General features: G+C 69.0%; 25 protein-coding genes. 11 read left to right on the forward strand and 14 right to left on the reverse strand.

Features of this window, described 5'->3' with window-relative positions:
- Window positions 1-55: 55 nt before the first annotated feature.
- Together ACIBGM_RS39510 and ACIBGM_RS39515 are read right to left on the reverse strand one after the other, a co-directional pair.
- Window positions 56-952 carry a sulfite exporter TauE/SafE family protein gene (locus ACIBGM_RS39510; protein ID WP_396388467.1) on the reverse strand — a complete coding sequence of 299 codons (897 nt, stop codon included), beginning with the start codon at window positions 950-952 and terminating at the stop codon, window positions 56-58.
- A gap of 57 nt (window positions 953-1,009) precedes the next feature.
- On the reverse strand, window positions 1,010-1,096 hold the full coding sequence (locus tag ACIBGM_RS39515) for a putative leader peptide (protein ID WP_360521122.1): 87 nt from the start codon (window positions 1,094-1,096) through the stop codon (window positions 1,010-1,012).
- Window positions 1,097-1,260: 164 nt separating this feature from the next.
- Here ACIBGM_RS39515 and ACIBGM_RS39520 point away from each other — a divergent pair, with 164 nt between their 5' ends.
- Window positions 1,261-3,867 (forward strand): family 78 glycoside hydrolase catalytic domain, encoded by a 2,607-nt coding sequence (locus ACIBGM_RS39520; RefSeq protein WP_396388468.1) that lies wholly within the window; start codon window positions 1,261-1,263, stop codon window positions 3,865-3,867.
- On the opposite strand, the gene trmB is transcribed toward ACIBGM_RS39520, so the two are convergent.
- Together trmB and ACIBGM_RS39530 are read right to left on the reverse strand one after the other, a co-directional pair.
- On the reverse strand, window positions 3,848-4,558 hold the full coding sequence (trmB, locus tag ACIBGM_RS39525; RefSeq protein ID WP_396388470.1) for a tRNA (guanosine(46)-N7)-methyltransferase TrmB: 711 nt from the start codon (window positions 4,556-4,558) through the stop codon (window positions 3,848-3,850). The genes ACIBGM_RS39520 and trmB overlap by 20 nt on opposite strands.
- A 13-nt stretch (window positions 4,559-4,571) precedes the next feature.
- The gene (locus tag ACIBGM_RS39530) at window positions 4,572-7,478 is read right to left on the reverse strand and encodes a bifunctional [glutamine synthetase] adenylyltransferase/[glutamine synthetase]-adenylyl-L-tyrosine phosphorylase (protein ID WP_396388488.1); all 2,907 of its coding nucleotides are present in this window, start codon (window positions 7,476-7,478) and stop codon (window positions 4,572-4,574) included.
- 279 nt (window positions 7,479-7,757) lie between these two features.
- Between ACIBGM_RS39530 and ACIBGM_RS39535 the strand changes: the two genes are divergently transcribed.
- Window positions 7,758-8,249 carry a hypothetical protein gene (locus ACIBGM_RS39535; RefSeq protein WP_396388471.1) on the forward strand — a complete coding sequence of 164 codons (492 nt, stop codon included), beginning with the start codon at window positions 7,758-7,760 and terminating at the stop codon, window positions 8,247-8,249.
- 1,224 nt (window positions 8,250-9,473) lie between these two features.
- Here ACIBGM_RS39535 and glnA read toward each other — a convergent pair.
- The gene (glnA, locus tag ACIBGM_RS39540; RefSeq protein WP_360520984.1) at window positions 9,474-10,814 is read right to left on the reverse strand and encodes a type I glutamate--ammonia ligase; all 1,341 of its coding nucleotides are present in this window, start codon (window positions 10,812-10,814) and stop codon (window positions 9,474-9,476) included.
- A gap of 116 nt (window positions 10,815-10,930) precedes the next feature.
- Between glnA and ACIBGM_RS39545 the strand changes: the two genes are divergently transcribed.
- On the forward strand, window positions 10,931-11,338 hold the full coding sequence (locus tag ACIBGM_RS39545; protein ID WP_396388472.1) for a hypothetical protein: 408 nt from the start codon (window positions 10,931-10,933) through the stop codon (window positions 11,336-11,338).
- Here the strand turns inward: ACIBGM_RS39545 and ACIBGM_RS39550 are convergent.
- A complete protein-coding gene (locus ACIBGM_RS39550; RefSeq protein WP_396388473.1) occupies window positions 11,264-12,217 on the reverse strand; it encodes a hypothetical protein in 954 nt (317 codons plus the stop codon). The two genes, ACIBGM_RS39545 and ACIBGM_RS39550, sit on opposite strands and share 75 nt — an antisense overlap.
- Complete coding sequence (locus tag ACIBGM_RS39555) at window positions 12,214-12,696, reverse strand: hypothetical protein (RefSeq protein ID WP_360521119.1); 483 nt, start codon at window positions 12,694-12,696, stop codon at window positions 12,214-12,216. The genes ACIBGM_RS39550 and ACIBGM_RS39555 overlap by 4 nt, the downstream gene beginning before the upstream one ends.
- A 138-nt stretch (window positions 12,697-12,834) precedes the next feature.
- Here ACIBGM_RS39555 and ACIBGM_RS39560 point away from each other — a divergent pair, with 138 nt between their 5' ends.
- Window positions 12,835-13,431 carry a peptidoglycan recognition family protein gene (locus tag ACIBGM_RS39560; protein ID WP_396388474.1) on the forward strand — a complete coding sequence of 199 codons (597 nt, stop codon included), beginning with the start codon at window positions 12,835-12,837 and terminating at the stop codon, window positions 13,429-13,431.
- On the opposite strand, the gene ACIBGM_RS39565 is transcribed toward ACIBGM_RS39560, so the two are convergent.
- Entirely contained in the window at window positions 13,377-13,757 is a 381-nt protein-coding gene (locus ACIBGM_RS39565; RefSeq protein ID WP_360520972.1) for a DUF418 domain-containing protein, read from the reverse strand. The genes ACIBGM_RS39560 and ACIBGM_RS39565 overlap by 55 nt on opposite strands.
- 25 nt (window positions 13,758-13,782) lie before the next feature.
- A complete protein-coding gene (locus ACIBGM_RS39570; RefSeq protein WP_396388475.1) occupies window positions 13,783-14,460 on the reverse strand; it encodes a DUF418 domain-containing protein in 678 nt (225 codons plus the stop codon).
- Window positions 14,461-14,545: 85 nt separating this feature from the next.
- Between ACIBGM_RS39570 and ACIBGM_RS39575 the strand changes: the two genes are divergently transcribed.
- The 3 genes from ACIBGM_RS39575 (at window position 14,546) to panB (ending at window position 20,200) form a co-directional block, all read left to right on the forward strand.
- On the forward strand, window positions 14,546-15,712 hold the full coding sequence (locus tag ACIBGM_RS39575) for a VOC family protein (protein WP_396388476.1): 1,167 nt from the start codon (window positions 14,546-14,548) through the stop codon (window positions 15,710-15,712).
- A gap of 101 nt (window positions 15,713-15,813) precedes the next feature.
- Window positions 15,814-17,658, forward strand: a complete 1,845-nt coding sequence (locus tag ACIBGM_RS39580) for an NAD+ synthase (protein WP_396388477.1) — start codon at window positions 15,814-15,816, stop codon at window positions 17,656-17,658.
- A gap of 148 nt (window positions 17,659-17,806) precedes the next feature.
- Entirely contained in the window at window positions 17,807-20,200 is a 2,394-nt protein-coding gene (panB, locus tag ACIBGM_RS39585; protein ID WP_396388478.1) for a 3-methyl-2-oxobutanoate hydroxymethyltransferase, read from the forward strand.
- 907 nt (window positions 20,201-21,107) lie between these two features.
- Here the strand turns inward: panB and ACIBGM_RS39590 are convergent.
- The gene (locus ACIBGM_RS39590; RefSeq protein WP_396388479.1) at window positions 21,108-22,010 is read right to left on the reverse strand and encodes an aldo/keto reductase; all 903 of its coding nucleotides are present in this window, start codon (window positions 22,008-22,010) and stop codon (window positions 21,108-21,110) included.
- A 90-nt stretch (window positions 22,011-22,100) separates the two neighbouring features.
- Between ACIBGM_RS39590 and ACIBGM_RS39595 the strand changes: the two genes are divergently transcribed.
- Window positions 22,101-22,598 (forward strand): NUDIX domain-containing protein, encoded by a 498-nt coding sequence (locus ACIBGM_RS39595; RefSeq protein ID WP_360520954.1) that lies wholly within the window; start codon window positions 22,101-22,103, stop codon window positions 22,596-22,598.
- A gap of 98 nt (window positions 22,599-22,696) precedes the next feature.
- Here ACIBGM_RS39595 and ACIBGM_RS39600 read toward each other — a convergent pair whose 3' ends face one another.
- On the reverse strand, window positions 22,697-22,873 hold the full coding sequence (locus tag ACIBGM_RS39600; RefSeq protein ID WP_360521125.1) for a hypothetical protein: 177 nt from the start codon (window positions 22,871-22,873) through the stop codon (window positions 22,697-22,699).
- A gap of 80 nt (window positions 22,874-22,953) precedes the next feature.
- On the reverse strand, window positions 22,954-23,703 hold the full coding sequence (locus tag ACIBGM_RS39605) for a helical backbone metal receptor (RefSeq protein WP_396388480.1): 750 nt from the start codon (window positions 23,701-23,703) through the stop codon (window positions 22,954-22,956).
- A 399-nt stretch (window positions 23,704-24,102) separates the two neighbouring features.
- On the opposite strand from ACIBGM_RS39605, the gene ACIBGM_RS39610 reads away from it, so the two are divergent.
- Complete coding sequence (locus ACIBGM_RS39610; protein ID WP_396388481.1) at window positions 24,103-24,687, forward strand: histone H1; 585 nt, start codon at window positions 24,103-24,105, stop codon at window positions 24,685-24,687.
- Window positions 24,688-24,794: 107 nt separating this feature from the next.
- Here the strand turns inward: ACIBGM_RS39610 and ACIBGM_RS39615 are convergent, their stop codons facing one another.
- A complete protein-coding gene (locus tag ACIBGM_RS39615; RefSeq protein ID WP_360520945.1) occupies window positions 24,795-24,983 on the reverse strand; it encodes a hypothetical protein in 189 nt (62 codons plus the stop codon).
- A gap of 53 nt (window positions 24,984-25,036) precedes the next feature.
- On the opposite strand from ACIBGM_RS39615, the gene map reads away from it, so the two are divergent.
- Entirely contained in the window at window positions 25,037-25,885 is an 849-nt protein-coding gene (gene map, locus ACIBGM_RS39620) for a type I methionyl aminopeptidase (RefSeq protein WP_360520942.1), read from the forward strand.
- Window positions 25,882-26,265, forward strand: coding sequence for a GNAT family N-acetyltransferase (locus ACIBGM_RS39625; protein WP_360520939.1), 384 nt, complete (start codon window positions 25,882-25,884; stop codon window positions 26,263-26,265). Before map ends, ACIBGM_RS39625 begins: the two co-directional genes overlap by 4 nt.
- Here the strand turns inward: ACIBGM_RS39625 and ACIBGM_RS39630 are convergent.
- The gene (locus ACIBGM_RS39630) at window positions 26,253-26,504 is read right to left on the reverse strand and encodes a GNAT family N-acetyltransferase (RefSeq protein WP_360521114.1); all 252 of its coding nucleotides are present in this window, start codon (window positions 26,502-26,504) and stop codon (window positions 26,253-26,255) included. The genes ACIBGM_RS39625 and ACIBGM_RS39630 overlap by 13 nt on opposite strands.
- Window position 26,505 lies beyond the last annotated feature (1 nt).

Consider the following 26,505-nt stretch of genomic DNA (forward strand, 5'->3'; position numbering starts at 1 on the left):
CGGTCGGGCACCGGCCGGTCAGCGGGCGGTGACGGTCAACCCGCGCGCCCGCAGGTCAGACGGTTTCGAGCTCGCGTTCGCGCTCGGCGCGGACGTCGGCGCGGCGGCCGGTGGTGAGCACGCTGTAGGCGACGACTGCGGCCCAGCCGGCGATCAGGACGCCGTACGCGAGGTAGCGGGTGTTCTCGGCGACGCCGATGCCCTTGAGCAGCGTGCGGGCGTTGGTCAGGACCAGCACCAGGGCGACGCCGACGCCGAGCCAGCGAGTCGCCAGCCGGGAGACCAGCCAAGCGGCCAGCGGTGCGGCGAGGACACCACCGATCAGCAGCGCGGCGACAATGCCGAGCGGCAGGTTCTCCTTGCCGAGCCCGATCAGGAAGCCGACGCTGGCGGCGACCGAGACGATGAACTCGGCCGCGCTCACGGAGCCGACCGTGCGGCGCGGCTCCAGCTTGCCGCTGCTCAGCAGCGTCGAGGTCGCGACCGGCCCCCAGCCGCCGCCACCGGTGGCGTCGATGAACCCGGCCACCAGGCCCAGCGGGCCGAGGAACTTACCGGCCGGCCGGCCCTCGAGCACGGCCCGCACCTTGCCGGTGGCGAACCGGACCAGGAGGTAGACGCCGAGCAGGAGCAGCAGTGCGGCGACCCACAGCGAGGCCGACTCGGTCGAGAGGCTGGACAGGAAGGTCGCGCCGGCGAACGCACCGACACCGCCGGGCACACCGATCAGCGCGACCACGCGCCAGTCGACGTTGCCGAACCGCCAGTGCGAGACACCGGAGGCCAGCGTGGTGCCGACTTCGGCGAGGTGGACAGAGGCGGAAGCGACGGCAGGCGTGATGCCGGTGATCAGCAAGGCCGTGGTGGCGGTGACGCCGTAGGCCATGCCGAGCGTGCCGTCGACGAGCTGGGCAACGGAACCGAGCAGGGCGATCAGGATGAGACGACGCACGGGACTGTTCCTTCGGGCGAGGACTGGGTGGACGGGACCGAGTTGGTGCGCCGAAGGTCAACAGCAAGCGGAGTTCACGCGGAGCAGGTCGACATGCCGGCGCCGCGTCAGGGCGTCGCCGGGTGCGTTCGTGGTGACCTGCATGCCTCCATGAAAGCGGACAAAGTCGAGCAAGATGCTCAGGTTTCACGATCCGAGACAAGAATTCTCTCTGTGAGACAGTCGTCCGGTTCTGGTCAGGATGTTGAAAGCGCGGCGGGCACCTGCCTACGGTCCTCGGGGTATCGACGAGCCTGAGGAGCCGCCTGATGCACGAGCTGCCGGACGGATGGACACCTGGTGGTCCGTTGAGTGCTGGAACGCTCAAGACCGAGTACGCCGTTCGTCCGCTGGGGACCGATGTCCGGCGGCCACGGTTCGGGTGGATCGCCACCGCTCCCGGGTACGGCGCGACCCAGTCGGCGTACCAGGTCATGGTCGGATCCGAGCCCGGGCTCGGCGACGTCTGGGACTCCGGCAAGCAGCCGTCGTCCCGGAGCTTCGGCATCGAGTACGACGGCTCGCCGCTGACACCTCGCACTCGGTATCACTGGACCGTGCGCCTCTGGGACTCCCAGGACCGCGAGGGCGCCTGGGCCGAGCCCGAGTGGTTCGAGACCGCGCTCCTCGACGAGGGCTTCGGCGCCGCTCGCTGGATCGGCGGCGCCAACCTGCTCCGCAAGTCGTTCACCGCCGACGGCAGAGTGACGCGAGCCCGGCTGTACGCGAGCGGCCTCGGGTATGCGGACCTGCGACTCAACGGCCGGCCGGTGAGCGACGCCGTACTCGATCCCGGCTTCACCAACTACGACCACACCGTCCTCTACGTCACCCACGACGTCACCGAACTGGTCCAGTCCGGCGACAACATGGTCGGCGCCGAGCTCGGCCGTGGATTCTTCGGCCTGACCACACCCAACGCCTGGCGCTGGCACCAGACGCCCTGGACGGCCGAGCCCCAACTCCTCGCCCGTCTGGTGATCGAGTACGACGACGGCCGCAGCGTCGAGGTCGTGTCGGACGAGTCCTGGCACGTCACCGCCGGCCCGACCGTCTCCGACGACCTCTACACCGGCGAGACGTACGACGCCCGTCGCGCCCTCCCCGGCTGGGACACCGCAGCCTTCGACGCCTCCACCTGGGCAGCGGCCACTGTGGTCGACGCACCGAAGGGCAAGCTCGTCGCCCAGGCCCACGAGCCGATCCGGGTGATCGAGACGGTCGACCCGGTGGACGTCACCGAGGTCCGGCCCGGAGTATGGATCGCCGACTTCGGGCGAACCACGGCCGGCTGGACCAAGCTCGCCGTGACCGCCGAGGCCGGCACCGTGATCACCCTGACCCACGGCGAAACGGTTGCTGACGGCAACGTGGTGGCGGTCAACGTGCACGTCGAGAGCGACCGGATCCAGCGCGACGAGTACATCGCGGCCGGGAACGGTGTCGAGGAGTGGGAGCCGCGGTTCTCCTACAAGGGCTTCCGCTACGTCCAGATCGAGGGCGTGTCCGAACGACCCGACGTGCGGATGCGGGAGGTGCACTCCGACGTGCGGACGGTGACCCGGTTCACCTCGGCACAGGCGTCGTACGAGCAGTTCGACCGGGCGATGCGGCGGACGATCCTGAACAACCTGCACGGCATCCCGACCGACACGCCGTTCATGGAGAAGAACGGGTGGACTGGTGACGCGCAGGTGGGCGGGCCGACGATGCTGGCGTCGCTCGACCTGGCGAGGTTCTTCACCAAGTGGCTGGGCGACATCCGCGACAGCCAGGCCGAGTCCGGGCAGTTGCCGGTGATCGTCCCGTCCAGCGGCTGGGGTTTCACCGACCTCTCCCCCGCGACCGAGTGGCCGACGGTGTACCCGTTCCTGCTCCGCGAGCTCTACCGCTCGTACGGCGACGAGCGCCTGCTGCGCGAGCACTGGGACTCGCTCACCCGCTACCTGTCCTGGGAGCTCGACCGGGTCGAGGACGGCCTGTCCGTCAGCGTGCTCGGCGACTGGCTCCCACCCGGCTTCGGCAGCGGCCCGGCCCCGGAGGACCGGCGGCTCACGGGTACGGCGTACCTCTACCGGGCGGTGATCGCGGCCGCGGAGATCGGCGACCTGATCGGCAGGCCGCACGACTACCGGAAGGCTGCGACCGACCTGCAGGACGGGCTCAACCGCGCGTTCCTGGATCGCGAGGCGGCGGTCTACAAGTCGGGTGAGGACCCGGACTACCGGCAGACGTCCAACGCGGTGCCGCTGGCGTTCGGCATCGTGCCTGAGGACCTGGCCGAGCGAGTCGCGGCCAACCTCGCCGCGGACGTCGAGGCGCGTGGCTTCCACCTCAACACCGGCTGCCTCGGTGTCGGCGTCCTGCTGCCGGTGCTGACGGCGTACGGGTACGCCGATGCGGCGACGAAGGTCGCGTTGCAGCGGACGTACCCGAGCTGGGGTTACTGGTTCGATCTGGGCGCGGACACGATGTGGGAGAAGTGGGAGGAGGACTCGCGGTCGCGGAACCACTACTTCCAGGGCACGGTCGTGCAGTGGGTGTACGAGAACGTCGCCGGCCTGCGCAACCTCGACGCGGGCTGGGAGCGGATCCTGGTCCGGCCGGACGCGCGCGACCAGGTCGGCTCGGCGGCGATCCGCACCGAGACGATCCGCGGCCGGGTCTCGGTGGCGTGGAAGCAGGTCAGCCGGGTGCTGTCGCTGGATGTGCAGGTCCCGGTGGGTACGACGGCCGAGGTCCATGTGCCGTCCGCGTCGGCTTCGGACGTGAGCGCCGTACCGGCTCCGTTCGTGGGTGAGCCGTCGTACGAGGACGGCTACACCGTCTACACGGTGCCGGCCGGGCTGTGGACGTTCACGAGCCGGTCGGCGTGACCTTGGTGTAGAGCAGGTCGCGGCACACGCGGCCCTCGGTCTGGGCGCGCGCCTCGAACTTCGTGATCGGGCGCCACTCGGGTCGCGGGGCCCAACCGTCGTACTGGTTGCGCAGCAGCGGCTCCGCGTCGCACACCTCGCGCATGCGGTCCGCGTAGTCCGCCCAGTCCGTTGCCAGATGCAACGTTCCGCCGGGCTGCAGGCGGGACGCGACCAGCCCGACGAACGGCGGGGTGACCAGGCGGCGCTTGTGGTGCCGCTTCTTCGGCCACGGGTCCGGGAAGTAGATCCGTACGCCGGCCAGCACGCCAGGCTCGACGTGGTCGCGGAGGAGGTCCAGCGCGTCACCCTGCAGCAGCCGGACGTTGTCGAGGTCGTACTTCTCCACCCACAGCATCAGCTGGCCCAGGCCGGCCGGGTACACCTCGGCGGCCAGATGGTTCACCTCCGGCGCCGCCACCGCGAGCTGCGCGGTCGCGTCACCCATCCCGGAGCCGATCTCGAGCACGGTAGGCGCTTCCCGCCCGAACCACTCGTCCAGATCGAGCGGCCCCGGCGGCAGGTCCTCGAGCTTGCGGCCCAGCGACGGCCAGTGCGTCTCCCAGACACGCTGCTGCCCAACCGTCATCCGGACGCTACGCCGGACGTGGCTGAAAACCCCCGCCTGCCTGACCTGATCCACCGCTTCCACCAGCAGAAGTCTATTAGTCGTCCCAGAACAAGTGGGCAACGGTGTTGTGGGCCCGGCGGGTGATGCGCAGGTAGTCGTCGGAGAAGCGGCTGGTCTCGCCGGGCGGGTAGCCGCAGATCTGGGCGACCGCGGCGAGGTCGCGGGGATCGCGGGGCAGCGAGTCGCCGGGGCGGGCGCGGACGAGCATGATCGCGTTCCGGATCCGGGTCGCCATCTCCCACGCGATCCGCAGGGTCTCGGCGTCGGTCGCCTGGAACAGGCCGGCCTCGACTGCGGTCCGCAGTGCGCCGAGGGTGCGCGTCGTACGCAGAGCGGGGACGTTGTGGGCCTCGCGCAGCTGCAGCAGCTGGACGGTCCACTCGATGTCGGCCAGACCGCCGCGACCGAGCTTGGTGTGCGTGCTCCGGTCGGCGCCCCGCGGCAGGCGTTCAGCGTCCACGCGCGCCTTGATCCGGCGGATCTCGAGGACGTCGCGCTCGCTGACACCGTCCTCCGGGTAGCGCAGCGGGTCGATCAGCGCACGGAACGACTCACACAGGTCGGCATCTCCACACAGCGGATCGGCTCGCAGCAACGCCTGCGCCTCCCACACCGCCGACCAGCGCGCGTAGTACGACGCGTACGAGGCCAACGTCCGGACCAACGGTCCCTGCCGACCCTCCGGCCGCAGATCCGCGTCGACCTGAACGGCCGGATCGGCACCGGGCAGAGCCAGCAACCGCCGCAACTCGGTGGCGGTCTGGGTGGCGAAATCGGTCGCGGCCTTCTCGTCGGCACCCGGCACCGGATCGTGGACGAACATCACGTCCGCATCGCTGCCGTAGCTGAGCTCATGCCCGCCGAAGCGCCCCATCGCGACGATCGACATCCGGGTCGGCTCAGGCTCCCCCTTCGCGATCGCCCGCCGGGCCACGTCGAGCGCGGTGGTCAGCGTTCCGACCGAGATCGTGGTCAGCGCCGCACCGACTGTCTCGACGTCGAGCAGCCCGGACAGATCGGCCGCGGCGACCCGGAAGAGCTCCCGCCGCCGGACCGCACGAATCGCAGCCACCGCCGCCTCGGGCTGGTCCTGGCGGCCCGCGGCCGCGGACATCTCGGACAGCAGACTGTCCTGTGACCGCGGGACGAGTTCCCGCTCGTCGGCGAGCATCGCGGTCGCTTCGGGTGCCCGCTGCAACAGGTCGACGGCGAACCGGCCGCTCGCGAGCAGGTGGGCGAGCCGCTCGGCGGACGCGCCCTCGTCACGCAACTGGCGCAGGTACCACGGCGTCGACCCGAGCGTGTCCGAGATGGTTCGGAACGCGAGCAGCCCGGCGTCCGGATCCGGCGACTCGGCGAACCAGCCGAGCATCGCCGGCAGCAACGCCTTCTGGATCGACGACCGGCGGGACACTCCTTCGGACAGCGCCTCGATGTGCCGCAGCGCCGACGACGGATCGGCGTACCCGAGCGCAGTCAGCCGCTGCTTGGCCGCCTCCGGCGTCAGCCGCACCTCGCCGCCGGGGATCCGCGCGACGGCCGCGAGCAGTGGCCGGTAGAACAGCTTCTCGTGCAGGCGCCGCACCTCGAGCGCATGTTTCTTCCAGGCCGCGGTCAGGTCCTTGACCGGGTTCTTCGTGAAGCCGAGCGACCGCCCGAGCCTGCGCAGGTCGGCTTCGTTGTCCGGGACCTGATGCGTACGGCGAAGCCGGTACAGCTGGATGCGGTGCTCCATCGACCGCAGGAAGCGGTAGGCATCCGCGAGTACGGCACCGTCGGTGCGACCGACGTACCCGTGCGTGGTGAGCTGCTCGAGCGCGACGAGCGTCGTACCGCTGTGGACCGACTCGTCGCTGCGGCCGTGCACGAGTTGCAGCAGCTGTACGGCGAACTCCACGTCCCGCAGACCGCCAGGCCCGAGCTTGAGTTGGCGATCGACGTCGGCGGCCGGAATGTGGTCGATCACGCGCCGCCGCATCGCCTGCACGTCGTCGACGAACCCCTGCCGATCCGCCGCCGACCACACCAGCTCGGCTGTCTTCTCGGCGTACCGCTGACCGAGCTCCGCGTCACCCGCGACTGGGCGGGCCTTGAGGAGGGCCTGGAACTCCCACGTCTTGGCCCAGCGCTGGTAGTACGCGAGGTGGCTCTCGAGGGTACGGACGAGCGGGCCGGACTTGCCCTCCGGACGCAGCGCGGCGTCGACCGGCCAGAGCGTGCCCTCGGCGGTGTGCGCCGAGCAGATCCGCATCGTGGCGGCAGCGAGCTGGGTCGCGGTCTTGAGCGCTGGCGCTTCGGGCTCACCGTCGTGCGGCTCGGCGACGAACAGGACGTCGACGTCGCTGACGTAGTTCAGCTCGCGGCCGCCGCACTTGCCCATGGCAATGACCGCCAGCCGGCACTCGGCGGCGGCCGGGTGCGCGGCGAAGTACTCGTTGCGCGCGATGTGCAGCGCGGTCTCCAGCGCTCCTCCGGCGAGATCGGCCAGTACGGCGGCCACCTCGTCGACGAGCAGCCCTTCGGCGAGATCACGAGCGGCGAGCCGCAGCAGCAGCCGGCGGTACTCGACCCGCAGCGCGTCGACCGGGTTCGGTGCGTCGACCGCGCTGGCGAGCTTGGCCCGGACGTCCTCGGCCGACGGACGTACGCCGGCCAGCGCCGGGTCGGCCAGGTCGTACCAGTGCCGTGGGTGCACGCCGAGGTGCCGGCCGAGCGCCTCACTCGCACCGAGCACGAAGACGAGCCGGCGACGGAAGTCGTCGTCCATCTCCAACGTGCGGGCGAACGCGGCGACGTCGTACTTGTTGCGGTGCAGTGCCTCGGCCAGTCCGAGCAACCCGTGCAGCGCGAGATCGGGGTCGGCGGACTCGGACAGCGAGGTGATCAGCGGCTCGGTCGCCATCGGGCTGTGCGACTCCAACTGGTCCAACTGCTCCAGCATCAACCCGGCCCGCTGCGGATCCGCAAACCCCAGCCGAACGAGCCGGCCTTCCCACGAGCCCCTGCGCGCCTCAGCCACCCCCGCAGGCTATCCAAGCCCCCGATGTCCCGGTCTGCGGGCTCGGTCCTGTCTGCTGATCCCGCGCCGCGCAGTAGGCGGGGGATCAGCAGACAGGGCCTAGGTGCGACACTCAAGATCTCGGACAGATCGCGAGGAGATTGCGATGAATACTCGGCGTCGTGTAGCGAATTCGCTCAGTAGTCGGCATGATGGCTGTCCATGGTCATGATGACGGGGTCGCTCGCTGTTCGGGGCACGGTGGTCTGGTTGACGCCCCAGCAGGGCGGGCGAGTGTCGGGTCCGCCTGAGCCGGACTACGACTACGACTACACAGCCACCGCCTACCTCCCACCACGGACGGCGGACGACGGCCAGGCCGGGATCGCGTTACGCGAGTTCGTCCCCGGCGCCTGGCGCACCGCGGCCGAGGGGATTCTCGTGCCGGCCAAGGGGAATCGCGCCCAACAAGTGATCCCCGGATGCCTGGTGGTGATCACCGAAGGCACCCGCCCGGTCGGCCTGCTCACGGTCGAGGAGGTGCACGCTCTCGCGCCCGACGGCTCGCCGATCCTCCCGGCTCCGGTCTCGGTCCTCGCGGACTTCACCGTCCCCACGCCGCCGCCCCCGATCGACCCGCCGTACCGACACTCGACCGCGGCCGCACGCTGGACCTCGAAGCACGCCTCCGACGACCAACTCGTCGATCTCTGAACACACTCTGTCGCATTCTGCCTACTCAGTGTTACCTTCGGAGACATGCGTCGCTGGAAGCGGGTTGTCGCAGTCCTGCTGGTCGCCGCCATCGCGCCCCCCGGGCGACCCTCGAGTGCGACGCGCGCCGGCCCGGCTACAAGTTCGCACCGGAACTCACCGGCAAGGAGTCGTACACCCGCGGCGTACTTGCCCTAAGCAACGACGCCGGGAATGGCAGCGCCTTCTTCTTCGTCCTCGAAGCGACCAACCTCCCGGCCCCGACACCATCATCAGCACCGTAACCACCGGCCTGCCCGTCCTAACTTCCCCACAACCTGTGCAGATCCTCAACGTCCTTGTGGGCTAGGCAAGCAGCAGCTCGGGCACAGCCAAGCCCCGGTTCCTCACCCGCACCTCCGCCCACCCCGCTCCCAGCCGAAGGCCGTCCACCGCGACAGCTCCACAGACGGAAGCGACGCGGCGGTCCCGCCGATCGAAGCAACGCGACGGTCCCGCCGACCGAAGCGACGCGACGCTCCTGCCGACCGAAGCGACGCGACGGTCGCGCCGATGGCTGCGACGCGGTCGCTCCTCGACGGAAGCGACGCGACGGTCCCGCCGCTGGAAGGGATATCCATCCGACACGAGGGTTCTCCCCTGGTACACGAGAGGAGAACCCCCAAGTCAGGCGGATAACCACTCAAGCGATGCGATGCGCAAGAGCTGCCGGGTGCCGCCGGCTGGGTTTGGTGATGCAGACGGACAGGTGGGCCTTGTAGGCAGCCGGTGGGTGTCCTCCCAGGGTGACTGTTCAGGTGGGCGAGCTGGATCGGGGGCTTGGACAGGTACTGGTGGGCTGGCACCTGGTATTTCCTGTCCGCGCCAACCAAAAGCTGTCCTCGGCCCCGACCCCCAGCCGGATAAACGCCGATTGCCTGAACGCTGTCCGACAGCACGCGGAGCGCGGGCGACAGGCCCGCAACCGTCGCGGCAGCCTGTGGGCGATAGCCGAGCGGCCGTGGCCCACAGACCGCAGGCGGAAGCCCGCAAGTGGACGGCGACAGCCGTCACACACAGCGGAGCGGCAGCACCGCACACCCGGGGCGGCAGCACCGCGAACTCGCCGGCGGTAGCCAGGCAAAGGATGCACCGGTGAGCCGGGGGGTCGGCGGGAGCGCGCGTAGCGGCCGCGACGAGGAGCGGGGCGACGAGGAACGGCTGAGTAGCGCGCGTGGGCTGGATCTACAGGACGGGCAGGAGTTTGTTGAGTTCGAACGGCGTTACCTGGCGGCGGTAGTCCTGCCACTCGGCGCGCTTGTTGCGGAGGAAGAAGTCGAAGACGTGTTCGCCGAGGGTTTCCGCGACCAGCTCGCTGTCCTCCATGGCGCTGATCGCCTCGGCCAGGCTGCTGGGTAGCGGCTTGATTCCGAGGGCCTTGCGTTCGCGGGACGTCAGCGACCACACGTCGTCCTCGACCTCACGCGGCAGCTCGTACCCTTCCTCGATCCCCTTCAGCCCCGCCGCCAGCATCAGCGCGAAAGCAAGATAAGGGTTCGTCGCCGAGTCCAACGACCGGAACTCGACCCGCGACGACTGCCCCTTGTGCGGCTTGTACATCGGGACCCGGACCAGCGCGGACCGGTTGTTGTGACCCCAGGAGATGAACGACGGCGCCTCGTCACCGACGGCGAGGCGCTTGTACGAGTTGACCCACTGGTTGGTGACCGCGGTGATCTCGGCCGCGTGGTGCAGCAGGCCGGCGATGAAGGCCCGGCCGGTCTTGGACAGCTGGTACTGCGCCCCGCCTTCGAAGAACGCGTTCCGGTCCCCCTCGAACAGGGACATGTGGGTGTGCATGCCGGACCCGGGCTGGTCGCTCAGCGGCTTGGGCATGAAGGACGCGTAGATGCCCTGGCTCAGCGCCACCTCCTTCACGACCACCCGGAAGGTCATGATGTTGTCGGCGGTGGTGAGGGCATCGGCGTACCGCAGGTCGATCTCCTGCTGGCCGGGGCCGCCCTCGTGGTGGCTGAACTCGACCGAGATGCCCATCGACTCCAGCATCGTGATCGCCTCGCGGCGGAAGTCGTTGCCGATGCCTTGCGGGGTGTGGTCGAAGTACCCGGACTGGTCCACCGGCTCCAGCTTCGTGCCGGGCTCGCCGGTCAGCGACTTGAACAGGTAGAACTCGATCTCGGGGTGGGTGTAGAAGGTGAAGCCGAGGTCGGCCGCCTTCGACAGCGTCCGCTTCAGCACGTACCGCGGGTCGGCGAAGGACGCGGAGCCGTCGGGCATGTTGATGTCGCAGAACATCCGCGCGGTGCCCATCGTCTCGCCGCGCCAGGGCAGGATCTGGAACGTCGACGGGTCCGGCTTGGCCAGCATGTCCGCCTCGGTGACCCGGGCGAAGCCCTCGATCGCGGAGCCGTCGAACCCGATGCCCTCGGCGAACGCGCCCTCGAGCTCGGCCGGCGCCACGGCCACGGACTTCAGGAACCCGAGCACGTCGGTGAACCAGAGCCGCACGAAGCGTACGTCGCGCTCCTCGAGCGCGCGCAGTACGAACTCCTGCTGCTTGTCCATCAGTCCACCTCTCGCCGGATACTTCAGGGCCCCTCACACAGTCTGCCCCGCGTCTGTTAAGCAGACGTTACGTGCTGGTGCGGACACTGCGCCGATCAGGGCCTACCGTTTCCCGGGTGCAGACAGTCTTTCGCGCCGCGCTGATCGTGGCCGCGATCCTCTGTGCCAGCGACCTGATCCTCGGTACGGCGCGGTTCGCCCAGTCGCTACGCGGCCGGCGACCCGCCGAGCGGGACGTGCTGGGCCGGCGCTGGATCCCGGTGCCGGAGCTCGGGTTCGGCATGTGCGCGTTCTGCTGCACCGGGCTGGTCACGCTCGGGCTGACCCACCACGAGGCCGACGACCTGCCGACGAAGCAGATCCTGCTCGCCGCACTGGTCTTCGGGTACGCCGGCGCCGTGCTGTCCCGCGTGGTCCGGACACCCGGCCCCGGCGGCCGCCGGTTCCGGCTACGCGCCGGCCTGCTCCTTGGCCTGCCGGCCCTCTTCGGCCTGGTCTTCGGCCTCTCCGGCGTTGCCGTCTGACGCCTGCCCGGTCTCGACGTCCAGCGCTTCTCCGGCGTCGCCGTCTGACGTCTTGCGGTCCCGCCGGCGCCGGAACCAGGGCACGATCCGCTCCATCGGCGCGAACGCCAGCCAGCAGACCACGGTCGGCAGGAAGTGGATCAGCAGGATCGCCGTGTTCGCCGCGTGGAACCCGAGGAAGAACAGCACCCCGAGCAGCTGCCACCGCCCCTTCAGCCAGAGGATCACCGGCGACAGGAACTCCGCGATGATCCCGACCCACTGCATGAGGTGCAGCATCCACGGGTGATGCAGCAACCACTCTCCGACCGGGTGCGGCCGCCGTACGATCGCCCACGTCAGTACGGCGCTGCCCGGCCACGTCAGCGCCCACCCGGCACTCCGCAGCTTCGCGACGGCGGACAGGAAGTACGTCGCGATCACGCTGATCTGGACGCACCGGACCGCCCACCCGGCCGCCTCCGACCGGGTCTGGTCGCCGTACGACGCCTTCCCCACCGTCGGCAGCACCCAGAGCGCGATCACCAGGGCGAGGTGGTCGTGGTCGACCTTCCCGTCGCTCATCCCGATCAGCACCCACCAGGTGAACGCCGGCGCGACGATCCAGCCGGAGATCCGGGGCAAGCGGTTCGTCGCGCCGATCAGGCAGAACACGATCAGGACGACGTACAGGATCGTGGTGTTGGTGACCGACGGCCTGGGCAGTTCGAAGATCCGGGCCAGCAGCAACGGCTGGTACAGGCCCGGGTGCTCGCCCTTGAGCCGGGTGTCACGGACGAACGCGTGCATGTCGAGGATGACGAACAGGTACAGGACGGTCCGCAACCAGGCGATCCGCCCCAGCGCGATCGCAGGCGTGAACCAGTTGAGCGCCCTCATCGCCGTACCTCCCAGGTCGCCAGCACCTCGGATTTCGGCGGGCCCTCGACCCGGCCCTTGACCAGTTGAGTGGTGTCCCGGATCAGCTCGAGCTTCACGTACTTCGGCTCGTCCGGGTGCTTCCGCGCCCACCCGTCCGCGACCTGCTGGAGCAGCGACGGGTCCTTCACGATCTCCCCGGTCCGCGCCTCGATCTCGGCCCGGGCCACGCCGGCGCCCTCGATGTTGAGCGGTACGTCGACCGTCGTGCCGGCGTCGGTCCGGGCGCTGATCCGGGTGTAGGTGATCGACGCGTCGTCGGGCACGGACATCGCGTACTGCGACATCGGCCCGAACGGCCACGCGTCATCCGTCGCCCGGACCGATCCGTTGATCAGCAATCCGATCCCGACCACGGCCACGAGCACTCGCAGCCCCTTGCCGACCCGTCCCAGCCGGACGTCCCCCGCCGGCTCCTGCCCACTCGTCACGCCCGCCATTACACACCACTCCCGACCGTCCGCCGCGGTTTCACCGACTCCCATGTAGGGAATTTGCTACAACATGACCGCCCCAGAAAGTTTCCAACTGCCCGGACGTCCCGGCGCACCCTCCTCCGCGGCGCCGCCGCAGGAGGCGTGCTGCTCGGTGGCGTCGCCCTTCCGACGACCGCAGCCCACGCGGCGCCCGCACCGCGCTGCTACACCCGCACCGAGTGGTCCGCCCGGCCACCCCGGTCCGCCACCCAGGTGATCGGCAAGCCCGACCACATCGTCATCCACCACACCGCCAGCGCGAACGTCACCGACTACTCGCTCGCGGCGGCGTACCGGGTGCAGCACTGGATCCAGGACCTGCACATGGACGACAACGGCTGGATCGACATCGGCAACCAGCTCACGATCAGCCGCGGCGGCTACCTGATGGAGGGCCGCAGCAAGTCGTTGTCGTCGATCAACAACGGCCAGAACGTCCTCGGCGCCCAGACCGCCAACCACAACAGCCACACCATCGGCATCGAGCACGAGGGTCTCTACACGAGCGTCGACGTACCGGTCGCGCTGTTCGACATGTCCGTGCTGACGTGTGCCTGGCTGTGCACGAAGTACAGCCTCGACCCGCACGCGGCGATCGTCGGCCACCGCGACTACAACGCAACCCAATGCCCCGGCAACGTCTTCTACGCCCGGCTGCCGGAGCTGCGCGACCGCGTGGCCGCGGTCCTGGACGGCTGATAGGTGAACCGCCGGATGAGGATCTCGAACGGTCCGCGATAGCCGGACTGCCGCATCCGCACGGCCAGCAGAACGGTCGCCAGCCAGGTCGCGATCGCGAGCAGCGCCGTCGTGGCCGTGCTGAGCGTCCGGGACAGATCGAGCAAGTACGGCGTGAACACGACAGCCCAGACCACGGACTGGGCCAGGTAGCACGTCAGTGAACGTTGCCCGACCGCCGCGATCGCCAGGGTGAATCGGCCCTGGCGATCGCCCAACCGCAGCGCGATCAGGACGATCAAGGCGGCGTACCCGAACCCACCCAGTACGCCGGACGTGTCGTGCAACGGCCCGACGATCGAGAGGGTGTCGTCACTCGGCCGGGCGTTCGAGGATGCGCCGACGGCCGGCCCACAGGCCGATCAGGAACGGCGCGATGAACCCGATCGGGCCGAGCAGCGCAATGAACGGCTGTACGACGATCCGCTCGGCGAACTGGTCGAGCAGGTTCACCGGCAGCATCGACCCGTCGGCAGCGTCGGTCGCGGTCGAGAGAGAGTCGTCACTCGGCAGCGACGAGATCACCAGTACGAACGCGGCCACGATGAACAGCCAGCGGTCTTTCCAGCGCAGCGCCCAGACACCGAGGAAGAGGAGTACGCCGTACGCCGCGAGGATGTCGCCGACGTACAGCAGCATCGCGTGCAGGAAGCCGAGTACGACGAGCACCAGGCTGCGCCGCCGGAGCAGCTTGCGGATCGGCTTCCACTCCTTGCCTGCCTCCCGCTGCCGGCGGACGATCTGCGCGACGCCGTACCCGAACAGCAGGCCGAACATCGGGAACGCCCGGCCGTCGACCACAGTCGAGATCAGGAACGCCACCACTCGGTCCACGGCCGAGCCGTCGGTCGGGAAGCCGCCGAAGATCGAGCCACCGTGGACGAAGTAGTGCGAGTTCGCCAGCGCGATGAACAGCAGCATGAAGCCGCGAGCGAGATCCGGACCCAGCGCCCGCTCGCTCAACCCCGTCGGCCCACCCTGAGATGTCATGTCTCTCAGTAAATCGGCCGCCGAGACCCCTCACATCCACCCAAAGTCAGCGACGGGTGGAACCTTCGTCGCTACTGTCGTCGGCATGAGCCGCGAGTGGTGGGACCTGCCGTTCGGAACGAGTACGTGGTTCGTCGCCCCGTCACAAAGCGCCGGCGCGGCCCTGGTCGGCCGGATCCAGGAGCTGACCGGCGAACTGCCGGACGTGAACCTGCGGGACCGCGGGGTGCAGGTGCGGTTCCGGGGTCCGGTGGATGCGGCGACGACGCAGGCGGTCTCGACGGCAGCCCTGGACCTCGACCTCCTCCCCGACCCCGCTGCTCTGCAGGCGCTTCAGGTGCGGATCGATGCCGCCGACCGATCGGTGGTGCAGTTCTGGAGCGCCGTACTCGGGTATGAGGCACGCGACGCTCTCGTGGATCCGCTGCGGCGGGATCCGGGCTTCGTTTTCGGGCGGCTGGATGAGGCGCGGCCGTTGCGCAACCGGGTGCACGTCGACGTCGTACGTCCGTGGACGCTCGCGGCGGCCAGGGAGACGGTCGCCGCGGCCGGCGGGCGGGAAGCGTTCGCCGGCGACTACTACAGCACTGTTGCTGATGCGGAAGGCAACGAGGTCGACATCGTCGGCGGCGAGGCCTTCGACGACGCTGCCGACTGGCGGCTGCTGTTCGGCGGGATGACCTTCTACCCGACCACGTCGCCCGCGCAGACCATCGACCTGGTCACCGCCGTCGCCGGTCTGGCGGACGAGTCGGGGATGCCGCTCATGGTCGACGTACGACCGGACGGCGTCGCACTCGACACCGGCAAGGACCTGTGGGAGGACGACCGGTTCGCCGACCTGGCCCGCCGTACTCAGGCTGCCGCGCACGACCTCGGCCTCAGCGCGGACCCGAGCCGGTTGCGGTTCGTGCAGTTCGGCATCGACGCGGTCGACGTTCCGGCGGTCCGGGCGTTCTGGCAGCACGTGCTCGGGTACGACGCCGACACTCGCGCGCACGTCTCCGACATCTACGACCCGCGTTGGCTCAATCCACCGCTGTTCTTCCAGCAGATGGACGCGGCCGACGAGGCTCGGCGCCGGCAACGCAACCGCATCTGCTTCGAGCTCGTCGTCCCTTCGGACGGGCTCGACGAGCGCCTCGAGGCGGTTGCCGCCATCGGCGGGCGAGTCGTGCAGCAGGCCGCCGGCCGGTCGACGGTGGCCGATCCGGAGAACAACGAACTCGACCTCGTCGCGGCCAGGGTTTGAGCCCGAGTTCGAGCTCGGGTTTGAGCTCGGGTTCGAGCCCGGGTTTGATCAAGGAGCACATCGGGCGTGGGTTCGAGCCAACGAACCAGTAATGTGCTCCCGTGCCTCAGCTTCGGGTAGCCCTCGCTCAACTCAATGTGACCGTCGGTGACATCGACGGAAACGCCGAGAAGATCGTCGCGTGGACCCGTAACGCCGTCGAGCGCGGCGCCCATGTCGTGGCCTTCCCGGAGCTGGCGCTGACCGGCTACCCGGTCGAGGACCTGGCACTGCGGGCGTCGTTCGTGGACGCCTCCCAGGCCCGCATCCACGACCTCGCCACCCGGCTCGCCGACGAGGGCCTCGGCGACATCGTCGTGGTCTGCGGTTACCTCGACCGCGCCACCGGTACGGCGATGGGCATCGACCGGCTCGGCCGGCCGAAGGGCTCCCCCACCAACTCCGCCGCCGTGCTCCACCAGGGCCGCGTCGTCACCAGCGCCGTCAAGCACCACCTGCCGAACTACGGCGTCTTCGACGAGTTCCGGCACTTCGTCCCCGGCAACACCCTCCAGGTGGTCCGGGTCCACGGGGTCGACGTCGCCATCGTCATCTGCGAGGACCTCTGGCAGGACGGTGGCCCGGTCGCGGTGACCAAAGCCGCCGGCGCCGGACTCCTGCTCGTCGTGAACAGCTCGCCGTACGAGGCCAACAAGGACGATGTCCGCGGTGCGCTGGTCAGCCGCCGGGCCCGCGAGGCCGGCTGCTCGCTCGCCTACGTCAACCTGGTCGGCGGCCAGGACGAGCTCGTGTTCGACGGCGACTCGCTGATCGCCGACTCCGAGGGCAAGGTGTTCGCCCGCGCTCCGCAGTTCGAGCAAGGCAGCATGGTCGTCGACCTCGACCTGCCCGCTCCGGCCGGGACGCCGTCCGGCACGCACAAGGGCATCGACATCGTCCACACCGTGCTCCACGACGAGCCGCTCGAGGCGTACAAGCCGATCCCCTCCGCCGTCGCGCCGCGGCTGGCCGACGAGGCCGAGATGTACGGCGCCATCGTCACCGGACTGCGCGACTACGTGCAGAAGAACGGCTTCAAGTCGGTCCTGCTCGGCCTGTCCGGCGGCATCGACTCGTCGCTGGTCGCCGCGATCGCGTGTGACGCGGTCGGGCCCGAGCACGTGTTCGGCATCTCCAACCCGAGTGTGTACTCCAGCGAGCACTCCCGTGACGACGCCGCCGAGCTCGCCGCGCGGACCGGCCTGAACTACCGGGTGATCCCGATCCAGCCGATGGTGCAGCCGTTCATCGACACCCTCGGGCTGACCGGCCTGGCCGAGGAGAACCTGCAGGCGCGGGTCCGGGCGGTGGTCTGGATGGGCCTGTCGAACGCCGACGGCCACCTGGTCCTTGCCTGTGGCAACAAGTCCGAGCTGTCCGTCGGCTACTCCACCATCTACGGCGACGCGGTCGGCGGGTACGCACCGCTCAAGGACGTTCCGAAGACGGTCGTCTGGCGGCTGGCGAAGTGGCGCAACGAGGACGCGAAGGCGCGCGGCCAGCAGCCGCCGATCCCGCAGAACTCGATCGTCAAGCCGCCGTCGGCCGAGCTCCGGCCCGGCCAGGTGGACACCGACTCGCTGCCGCCGTACGACCTCCTCGACGACATGCTGGACGACTACGTCGAGCAGGACCGCGGCAGCGCCGAGCTGGTCGCGGCCGGCTTCGAGACCGACCTGGTGTCCAAGGTGATCCAACTCGTCGACAAGGCGGAGTACAAGCGCCGGCAGTACCCGCCGGGCCCGAAGATCACCCACAAGGCATTCGGCCGGGACCGCCGGCTGCCGATCACGAGCACCTGGCGCGAGGACGCGCGCAAGGCTGCGCACGTGAAGTCCGACGACGCCGGACCTGAGGCGCCGGCGACCGGTGAGGAGGCACGGAAGGTGGCGGAGAGCACTGAGTGATTCCTGGCGGTACCGCCCGACCTCCGAAACCCCGTGGGGGACTCCTGTGGAGCCCACGGACCGCTCCGACCTGCCCGCGGACGATGTGAGCGATCGCTCAGCCGCAGCCGGTAGCGCTCACCCTCCGCAACGGTGGGACGATGAAGGCATGGTTGACAACTTCCTGTCGGCCGGTACCCAGGACGACGACGAGCTGCCGTCGCCGTACGGGACCGGACCGAAGAACCGGACAACCGAGGAGCACCGCCGCTCGGACTACGGGGACGAAGCTTGGCGGGACCGGGGCAACGGCCTCGGTCTCGACCCGTCGCCGTCGTTGCCGAACGCCCCCAGGGCCTACGAACGCGGGCCGGTGCCCCAGCAGCCCTACGTGCCGAAGCCGCCGTACCTGCCGGGTCCCCCGCCGCCACCGGCCGGGCAACCCCAGCAGCAGCGCGGGTACGGCGAGCAGCCGCGACCACAGCAGCCTCCGTACGGCGAGCAGCCGCAGGGCCGGCCGTATGGGGAGCAGCAGTACTACGACACGGGCCGGGGCGAACCGTCTCGCGGTGACGCAAGTCGTGGCGACGTTGGTCGTGGCGACATTGGTCGTGGTGAGCCTTCGCGTGGTGAGGCCGGTCGTGGTGAGGCCCTGCGTGGTGAGGCCCTGCCTGGTGAGCCAGGTCGTGGTGAAGCCCTGCGTGGTGAGCCAGGTCGTGGTGAAGCCCTCCGTGGTGAGGCCGGTCGTGGTGAGGCCCTGCGTGGGGAGCCCGGTCGTGGTGAGCCGTCGCGTGGTGACGTGGGTCGTGGTGAGCCTGGTCGTGGTGAGGAGTCGCCTTTCGGGCCGGCGTCTTACCAGGAGCAGAGCCCGTTCCGGCGGCAGCAACCGCAGCAGAACCCTGTCGGACCGCCGCCGCAGCAGGGGCGTCCGAGCCCATTCGGTCCGGGGAGCAACGGCGTACCGCCGAACCGGCAGGCACCCGGTGCACCGCAGCAACTGCCGCAGCGCCCGCCCGCTCCCCCGCAGGCCGGCAGCAACGGCGTGACCCCGCACCCGCCCGCGCCGCACAGCTCGAACGGGACGGCCAACGGCATCTGGAGCGGTCCCGCCCCGACGCCCGCCCAGAACGGTGGACCGCACAACAACGGCGTCACTCAGCAGCAACCGCCGAGCCAGGCGCCGACACCGCCGCCTGCTCCCGCGCAGCCCCAGAGCCAGCAACAGCAGGCGCCGGCGCAGGGACCCGCACCGACTCCGGCTCCGGCGAACCCGCAGCAGGGCAACAACTCGCTGGACGCCCCGACCATCACGGCGTACCTGCCGGAGATGGTGGAGGCCGCAAGGCAGTCCGACAACGGCTACCCGTCCGACCCGAGCGCGGAGTACGAGAGCAACACACCGATGAGTGAAGAACCCAAGCGAGTCGGCGCGCGACGGCGTGCGGACGTCCAGCAGGACGCCCCCAGCCAGGTGGCGAACGAGCACACCGGTTCCCACCGCGCCCGTCGGGCCCAAGCCGCGGCCGGCAACGCTCCGGCTGCCGCGCAGAACCCGGCAGAGGCTGCCGGCGCGCCTCAGACCCCAGCTGGTCCATCAGGCTCAGCCCCTTCGTCCGGCTCTGTTTCGTCATCCGGCTCCGTTCCGTCGTCCGGCTCCGTTTCGTCGTCCGGCTCGGCTCCGCTGTCAGGTGCCGGGCCGTTGACGGGTGCGGCGCCGGGGTCGGGTCCGGCCCCTGGGTCCGCTGAGGGCTCGGGTCAGAGCAAGCGGCCGCGCCGGTACCGCGTCCACCACCTCCGCGACATGAAGAACCGTGGCGAGAAGTGGGCGATGCTGACGGCGTACGACCAGTACACCGCCGAGATCTTCGACCACGCCGGCATCCCCGTCCTCCTGGTCGGCGACTCCGCCGCGAACAACGTCTTCGGCTACGAGACGACCCTGCGCGTCACCGTCGACGAACTCATCCCGCTCGCCCGCGCCGTCGCCGGTGCGGTCGACCGGGCCCTCGTCGTCGCCGACCTGCCGTTCGGCTCGTACCAGGCGTCCCCCGAGCAGGCATTCCACACCGCCGTACGCTTCATGAAGGAAGCCGGCGTGCACGCGGTCAAGCTCGAAGGCGGCCGCACCGTCGTACCGATGGTCGAGAAACTGACCCAGTCCGGAATCCCGGTGATGGCGCACATCGGCTTCACGCCGCAAAGTGAGCACAGCATCGGCGGGTACCGGGTCCAGGGCCGCGGCGACCAGGCCGCCGGCCTCATCGACGACGCCATCGCCCTCGCCGAAGCCGGCGCGTTCTCCGTCGTCCTCGAGATGGTCCCCGGCGACGTCGCCGCCGAAATCACCAAACGAGTCACCATCCCCACCATCGGCATCGGCGCCGGCCGCGACACCGACGCCCAGGTCCTCGTCTGGCAAGACATGGCCGGCATGCGCTCCGGCACCATGCCCCGCTTCGTCAAGCAGTACGCCGACCTCCGCGGCATCCTCACCACCGCAGCCACCACCTACGCCGCCGAAGTAGCCTCCGGCACCTTCCCCACCGACGAACACACCTTCTAACTTCTACCCCCGCACTACGCAGCCCGTGGACGATCCCACGCGTGCTATGCAGCCGCTCCTACGTCGCGTCAGCTACGCGCGCTCCCACCCGCCCAGAACCTCCCCGCGGGCTGCCACCCGCGGTCTACGCGCTTATCACGCGTGATTGAGTGCCGGAGGTGGGCGTTGTCCGCCGAGGGGGCGGTGCCAGGCGGCTCGTGTGTAACCCGCGCATGGTGGATCGCCGGGTCGCTGGTTTCGGCCAAGTCAGGCGGCGTCGTCGCGAGTCGCGTTTTAGATGTGAATGCTCTGGGCCGAAACCCGGGGCGCGTACAGGTACTCGGGAGTCAGCACAGGGCATCTCGTGTCCACGCCAACCAGAGGGTGTACGAGGTTCCTGTTTCGGCAAGTCAGCAGAGTGCGATCCGGGTTGCGTAGCACCCGGAAGCTGCGACGGCAGCTGTCCGACGGACAACTCCAGCACGGCAATCAACCACGCGCGACGAGCGCGTAAACCGCGGGCGGCAGCCCGCACGCCATACCGGGGCGAGCGACTGCACTACACGCGTAGGTAATGCCCACCGGCTGCACGACACCGACTGCCTCGGCGGACAACGCCACCCCGGGCACTCACCTACGCGCGATAAGCGCGTAAACGGCGGGCGGCAGCCCGCACGACCCGGGCGGGCGGGAGCGCGCCGAAGCAGACGCGACGCACGAGCGGCTGCGCAGCACGCGTGGGCAAAATACCCACCAGCACTACGACCCCGACCACCTCAGCGGACAACGCCAACCCGGCAATCACCTTCGCGCGATAAGCGCGTAAACCGTGGGCGGCAGCCCGCACACAAGCCGGGCGGGCGGGAGCGCGCGGAGCAGACGCGACGCAGGAGGGGCTGCGCAGGGCGCGTGGGGTGTACCACGTGCGCTAGATCCAGGGCAGTGCTGACCGTTCCGTCCAGTACTCGTCGGGCTGTTGGACGAACTCGTCGAGTGGGCCGGCCGTCCGATAATCCAGGTTGCTCTCCAACTGTTCCGCCGTACTCGCGCCACTCAGCACAACGTCAGCCCACGCCTGCCCCACCGCAGCCCCCAGCGCGAGTGAATCCGGTGCAACCCCATGCTGCCGAGCAAACGCGTTGAATGGCGTCTCGCCCGCCTTGGCCGTCAACCGCCCGTTGGCAACCGCTTCCTTCACCACCACGAACCACCCCACGTCATGAGCCTCCTGCAGCGCTGGCCCGACCGAAGTCTCCAACACGTTCCAAGTCGCCTGCACAGCAGTGAATGGCCCGCCCAGCGCCAACGCCGCGCGCAACGCCTCAGCCTGATGCGGCCCGCTCGTCGACAACCCGACCCGCACACCGTCATCCGCCAGAGCCCGCAACCGATCCAGCAGCTTCGCGTCACCCAGCGCGGGGCTGTCCGGCGTCAGACTGTGGATCAGATAGAAATCCGGCGGCCCACCAAGCGCTTGAACGGTCTCCGGCCACTGCCGCTCGAAAGTCCCGAGCGAGTGATCTTTCACCTCATGCGTATCCGCGTCATGCCGCCAATCGGCGACGTACGTATAGCCCCACTTGGACCCGACAGTGAGTTGCTCACGTCGCTCAGGCGTCAGCCACTCGCCGAGGAAGATTTCGGCAAGACCGTACGAACGCGCAGCGTCGAAGTAGCGAACACCAGCCTGCCAAGCCTGCTCGAGCAGTTGATGTGTGCGCTCTCTCAGATCGTCGACCGCCCGCCCGGGCGGCAGATCCTCGTCGTGTCCGAGGTTGATGTACCCGGGTCGACCGAGTGCCGCCAGGCCCAGACCGATGCTCGCCGTCATGCATTCGATCCTAGGTGTCCCCGGCAACAACTGTGAGACGCGCCGCATCGGCCGACGCGGGATGCCCTTCCTCGTCTAGCGTTTTGTTGTGTGAGCGAATCTCGTCTGCCACCACCTGGCACCGTCGTACGGCGTACGACGGCCCGCGTCCTGCCGGTCCGACCGGACGGCAAGGTGTTGCTGCTGCACGGCTGGGATCCGCTGAAGCCGCAAGCGCCGTACTGGTTCACCATCGGCGGCGGCGTCGAAGCCGGTGAGACGGTTGTGCAGGCGGCGCGCCGGGAACTGCGCGAGGAGGTCGGCATTCAGCTGCCGATCGATGCGCTCGGCACACCGGTGGCGACGAACACGATCGAGTTCGAGTGGGGCGGGTGCCCGATCATCCAGCACCAGACGTTCTTCGCGGTGGCGGTGGACGGCGTCGACGTCACGTTCGCCAACCAGGAGCAGTTGGAGCTGGAGACGATCAGCGCGCACGGCTGGTGGTACGGCGACGATCTCGAGGCGACCGGTCAGGCCGCACACGTCACCATCCCCGGCATCCTCCGTCAGGCCGCCGACGCCATCACCCTCCGCCGAGCCTCCTGAAGCACGGACCGCCAGGCCATCACAACGACCGCCCGCCTGCGCTCCCACGCCTGACACCAGCTGCGGCCAGTGAATTGTGATGGCGTGGCGGTCCGCACTCAGCGGCTGCGGGCCTCCTTGAGGACCTTCTTCTTGATCTTCTTGTCGACGACGTAGTGCACCCGGTCGAGCCGCTCCGCGCAGCCGGCGTCAGCCAGCCGCTTGAGGACCACCGGGCACTTCTTGCACCTCGGCTTGTCCTTGCAGCACTTCTTCTTCGCGGTCATCGGCGGCACGCAGCGAGTGTAGGTGAGGCATACCTAACCGTCTAGCTGACCGGGCAGCCATCGTGTCGCACGTCACTGCGCCCGTCCGGTCAGGCTCGCAGTTGTGCGCTGAGTAGTTCGCGGGCCTCGACAAGGGACGGTCCGTACCAGGTGAGGTGCCGCCCGGACACACACTTCGCCGGTCGCGTGAATGCCTCCGGACCGTCGTCGGGTGAAAAGGCATAAGGCTCATCCGGCAGTACGACGAGATCGTGATCGGGTAACGCATCCGGATCGAACCGCGGATAGCGTTCACCGGAATCACGCAGCACGTTGTCGACGCCGATCCGGGACAACAGATCACCCGCGAAGGTGTCACGTCCCAATGCCATCCACGGCCGCCGCCAGATCGGTACGACAGCGCGCCGGCGCATTCCGTCGTACGGCGTGCTCCACACCTCACGTGCTTGCCGCAACCACTCCGGGACATCGCCGGTGATCGCGGACAGCATGCGTTCGAGTGAGTCGAGTGATTCGTCGACTGTGGTCGGCGAGGTGGTCCAGACCGCGATTCCACTCGCGCGCAACGTGTCGAGATCGACAGCACGATTCTCTTCCGCGTTCGCGACCACGACATCGGGCCGGAGTGCGCGGACGAGATCGAGATCGGGATTCTTCGTGCCGCGCACACGGGCCACGTCGAGGTGTTGTGGATGCGTGCACCAGTCCGTCGCGCCGACCAGCAGGTGTTCGTGCGTCGCCGCAATCGACTCGGTCAACGACGGCACGATGCTGACCACGCGCGTCACTTCGGAACGCAGTACGACGACGTTCCCGACGTCGTCCACGAGCTCTGTCATCACACCTTCCCGAGGTCGTCTGCAAGCACTCTCATCATGCGTCCTGGACGTCGTCGGCAACACTCTCTTCAGGTGTCCTCGAGGTCGTCTCGAGCACTCTTCAGCGGTCCTGACGACGTGCCGGTCGCAGGCCGTTGCCGAGGACAACACTCGCCGAATCGGGCGTTCGACACGAACTTTGTGCGCGTGTCGCCAAGAAATTCTTCGGGCCGTCAGGCATCCTCTTAGCGCGGCGGAATCCCTTCTGCACAAGGATTTTCGGCATTTTCGCGCCGGCCGGCGGCCAGGACGCCTTAACCTGCAGACGTTTCGGGTGCTTTACGTAGGCACCAAGTGTTGTCATCATCATGACGACGAGGAATCCACCGTGGTTTTCCTCAGCCGCACCAAGGAGGCAGAGTGCCAGCCAAGAAGGCAGCCGCAGGGAAGGCGACAGCCAAAAAGGCTTCTCCCGCCAAGAAGACTGTCGCCAGGAAGACCAGCGCCGCGAAGACGACGTCCGCGCGCAAGGTCAGCGCAGCGAAGAAGACAGTGACGAAGAAGGTGAGTGCGGCAAAGAAGGCGGTCTCGAAGGCGCCCGCCAAGAAGACCGCAGCCAAGAAGACGACTGCTGCGAGGAAGACCGCCGCCACGAAGACCACGGCGGCGAAGAAGACGGTCGCGAAGAAGGCCCCGGCCAAGAAGACGACGACGGCAGCGAAGAAGACCGTCGCGAAGAAGGCCCCGGCGAAGCGGACCACGGCCGCCAAGAAGACCGTGGCGAAGAAGACGACCGCGGCGAAGAAGACGGTCGCGAAGAAGGCGCCCGCCAAGAAGACCGCAGCCAAGAAGACGACTGCTGCGAGGAAGACCGCCGCCACGAAGACCACGGCGGCGAAGCGCACCGCGGCGAAGAAGGCCCCGGTCCGCAAGGTCGCGGCCACGAAGGCCGCGGCTCGCAAGGCGCCGGCCCGCAAGACCGCCGCCCGCCGGGTCGCTCGCTGAACCGGCCGTCTGCATCGGCTGAACAAACCCGAGGGGCACCACCGTCGACGGTGGTGCCCCTCGGTGCGTTCAGAGTCAGGCTGTGCGGGATCGATCCGGGGTGAAGATCAGTCGTCGTCCCACTTGGGGTCGTTGTCCCATTCCTCGTTGCGTTCCTGGACCTTCTCCAGGGCGCGGGCGGCCTCTTCCGGGGAGTTGTACGGTCCGAGACGGTCGCCGGCTTTTCCGCCCTGGTAAGGCTCGACCTTGCCGGTCTTGGTGTTGTAGTACCACTCGTTGCTGTGATCGTCGCTCATCTGGATGACCGCCTCCCGGGAGTCTTGTCGCAGCTCACTACAATGTTCCCACCATGTCGTCTCTCACTCCCGGCATCATCTCGCCGCGCCGCGAAGTCCCCGCGTCCATCCCGCGTCCCGAGTACGTCGGGAAGCCGGGCCCGACGCCGTACGACGGTTCCTACGTCACGGCGCCGGAGATCGTCGACCGGATGCGGGTCGCGAGCAAGCTGGCCGCGCAGGCCCTGCAGGCGGTCGGTGCGGCCGCGAAGCCCGGTGTCACCACCGACGAGCTCGACGCGGTCGGCCACGAGTACCTGGTCGAGCGCGGTGCGTACCCGTCGACGCTCGGCTACCGCGGCTACCCGAAGTCGCTGTGCACGTCGGTCAACGAGGTGATCTGCCACGGCATCCCCGACGACCGCCCGCTCGAGGACGGCGACATCGTCAACGTCGACATCACGGCGTACCTGGACGGTGTGCACGGTGACACCAACGCGACGTTCCTGGTCGGCGACGTCGACGAGGAGGTCCGGCTGCTCGTCGAGCGCACGCAGGAGGCCCTGAACCGCGGCATCAAGGCGGTCCGGCCGGGGCGCCGGGTCAGCATCATCGGCCGGGTGATCGAGTCCTACGCGAAGCGGTTCGGGTACGGCGTCGTCCGCGACTTCACCGGTCACGGCATCGCGACGGCGTTCCACAGCGGCCTGATCATCCCGCACTACGACGACGAGCGGTTCGACGACGTGATCGAGCCCGGGATGACGTTCACCATCGAGCCGATGCTGACCCTCGGCACCTACGAGTACGACCTGTGGGACGACGGCTGGACCGCCACCACCAAGGACAAGTCCATCACCGCCCAGTTCGAGCACACCCTGGTCGTCACCGACACCGGCGCCGAAGTCCTCACCCTCCCGTGATCCTCACGCAGTACGAGCCCGCCCACCTACCCGGCGTGCTCGCACTGTGCGAGGCCGAAGGCTGGCCCAGTCTGCCGGCTGATCCGGAGCGCGCCCACGCCGTCTTCACCGCCCCCGGTGTGACTACCGTGGTGGCTCTCGACGGCGATGAGGTCGTCGGATTCGCGTACCTCCAGAGCGACGGCCACATCCAGGCGCACTTGTCCCAGATGGCAGTGCGCGCCTCTCATCGTCGCCAAGGCATCGGCCGCGCACTGCTCGAGTACGCCGCCCCGCTCACCGGCGCCCAACGCATCGACCTGGTCACCGACACCGCCAACAACTTCTACGCCTCGCTCCCCCACCGCAAGTTCACCGGCTTCCGCATCTACCCTTCCTGAGAACCGAGGCGTTCGTACAAGGTGTGAGCAGCTGTGTTCGTCGGCGCGACTCTGAGGGCCAGTGGACTCGAGGTGACAGACACCGCGCGCGTGAGCAACGCACTGGCCACGCCGAGCCGACGGTGACTCGGACGCCGCGCCCGGCTCGTAGGACGCGAAGTACAACCGACCGAGCTCCAAGGTGTCGTCCGGCGACAGCGCGCGCAGTACGACGCCCTCCGGCGACGCGACTGGCTCAGC

The organism is Kribbella sp. NPDC050470, assembly GCF_044458365.1.
Lineage (GTDB): Bacteria > Actinomycetota > Actinomycetes > Propionibacteriales > Kribbellaceae > Kribbella.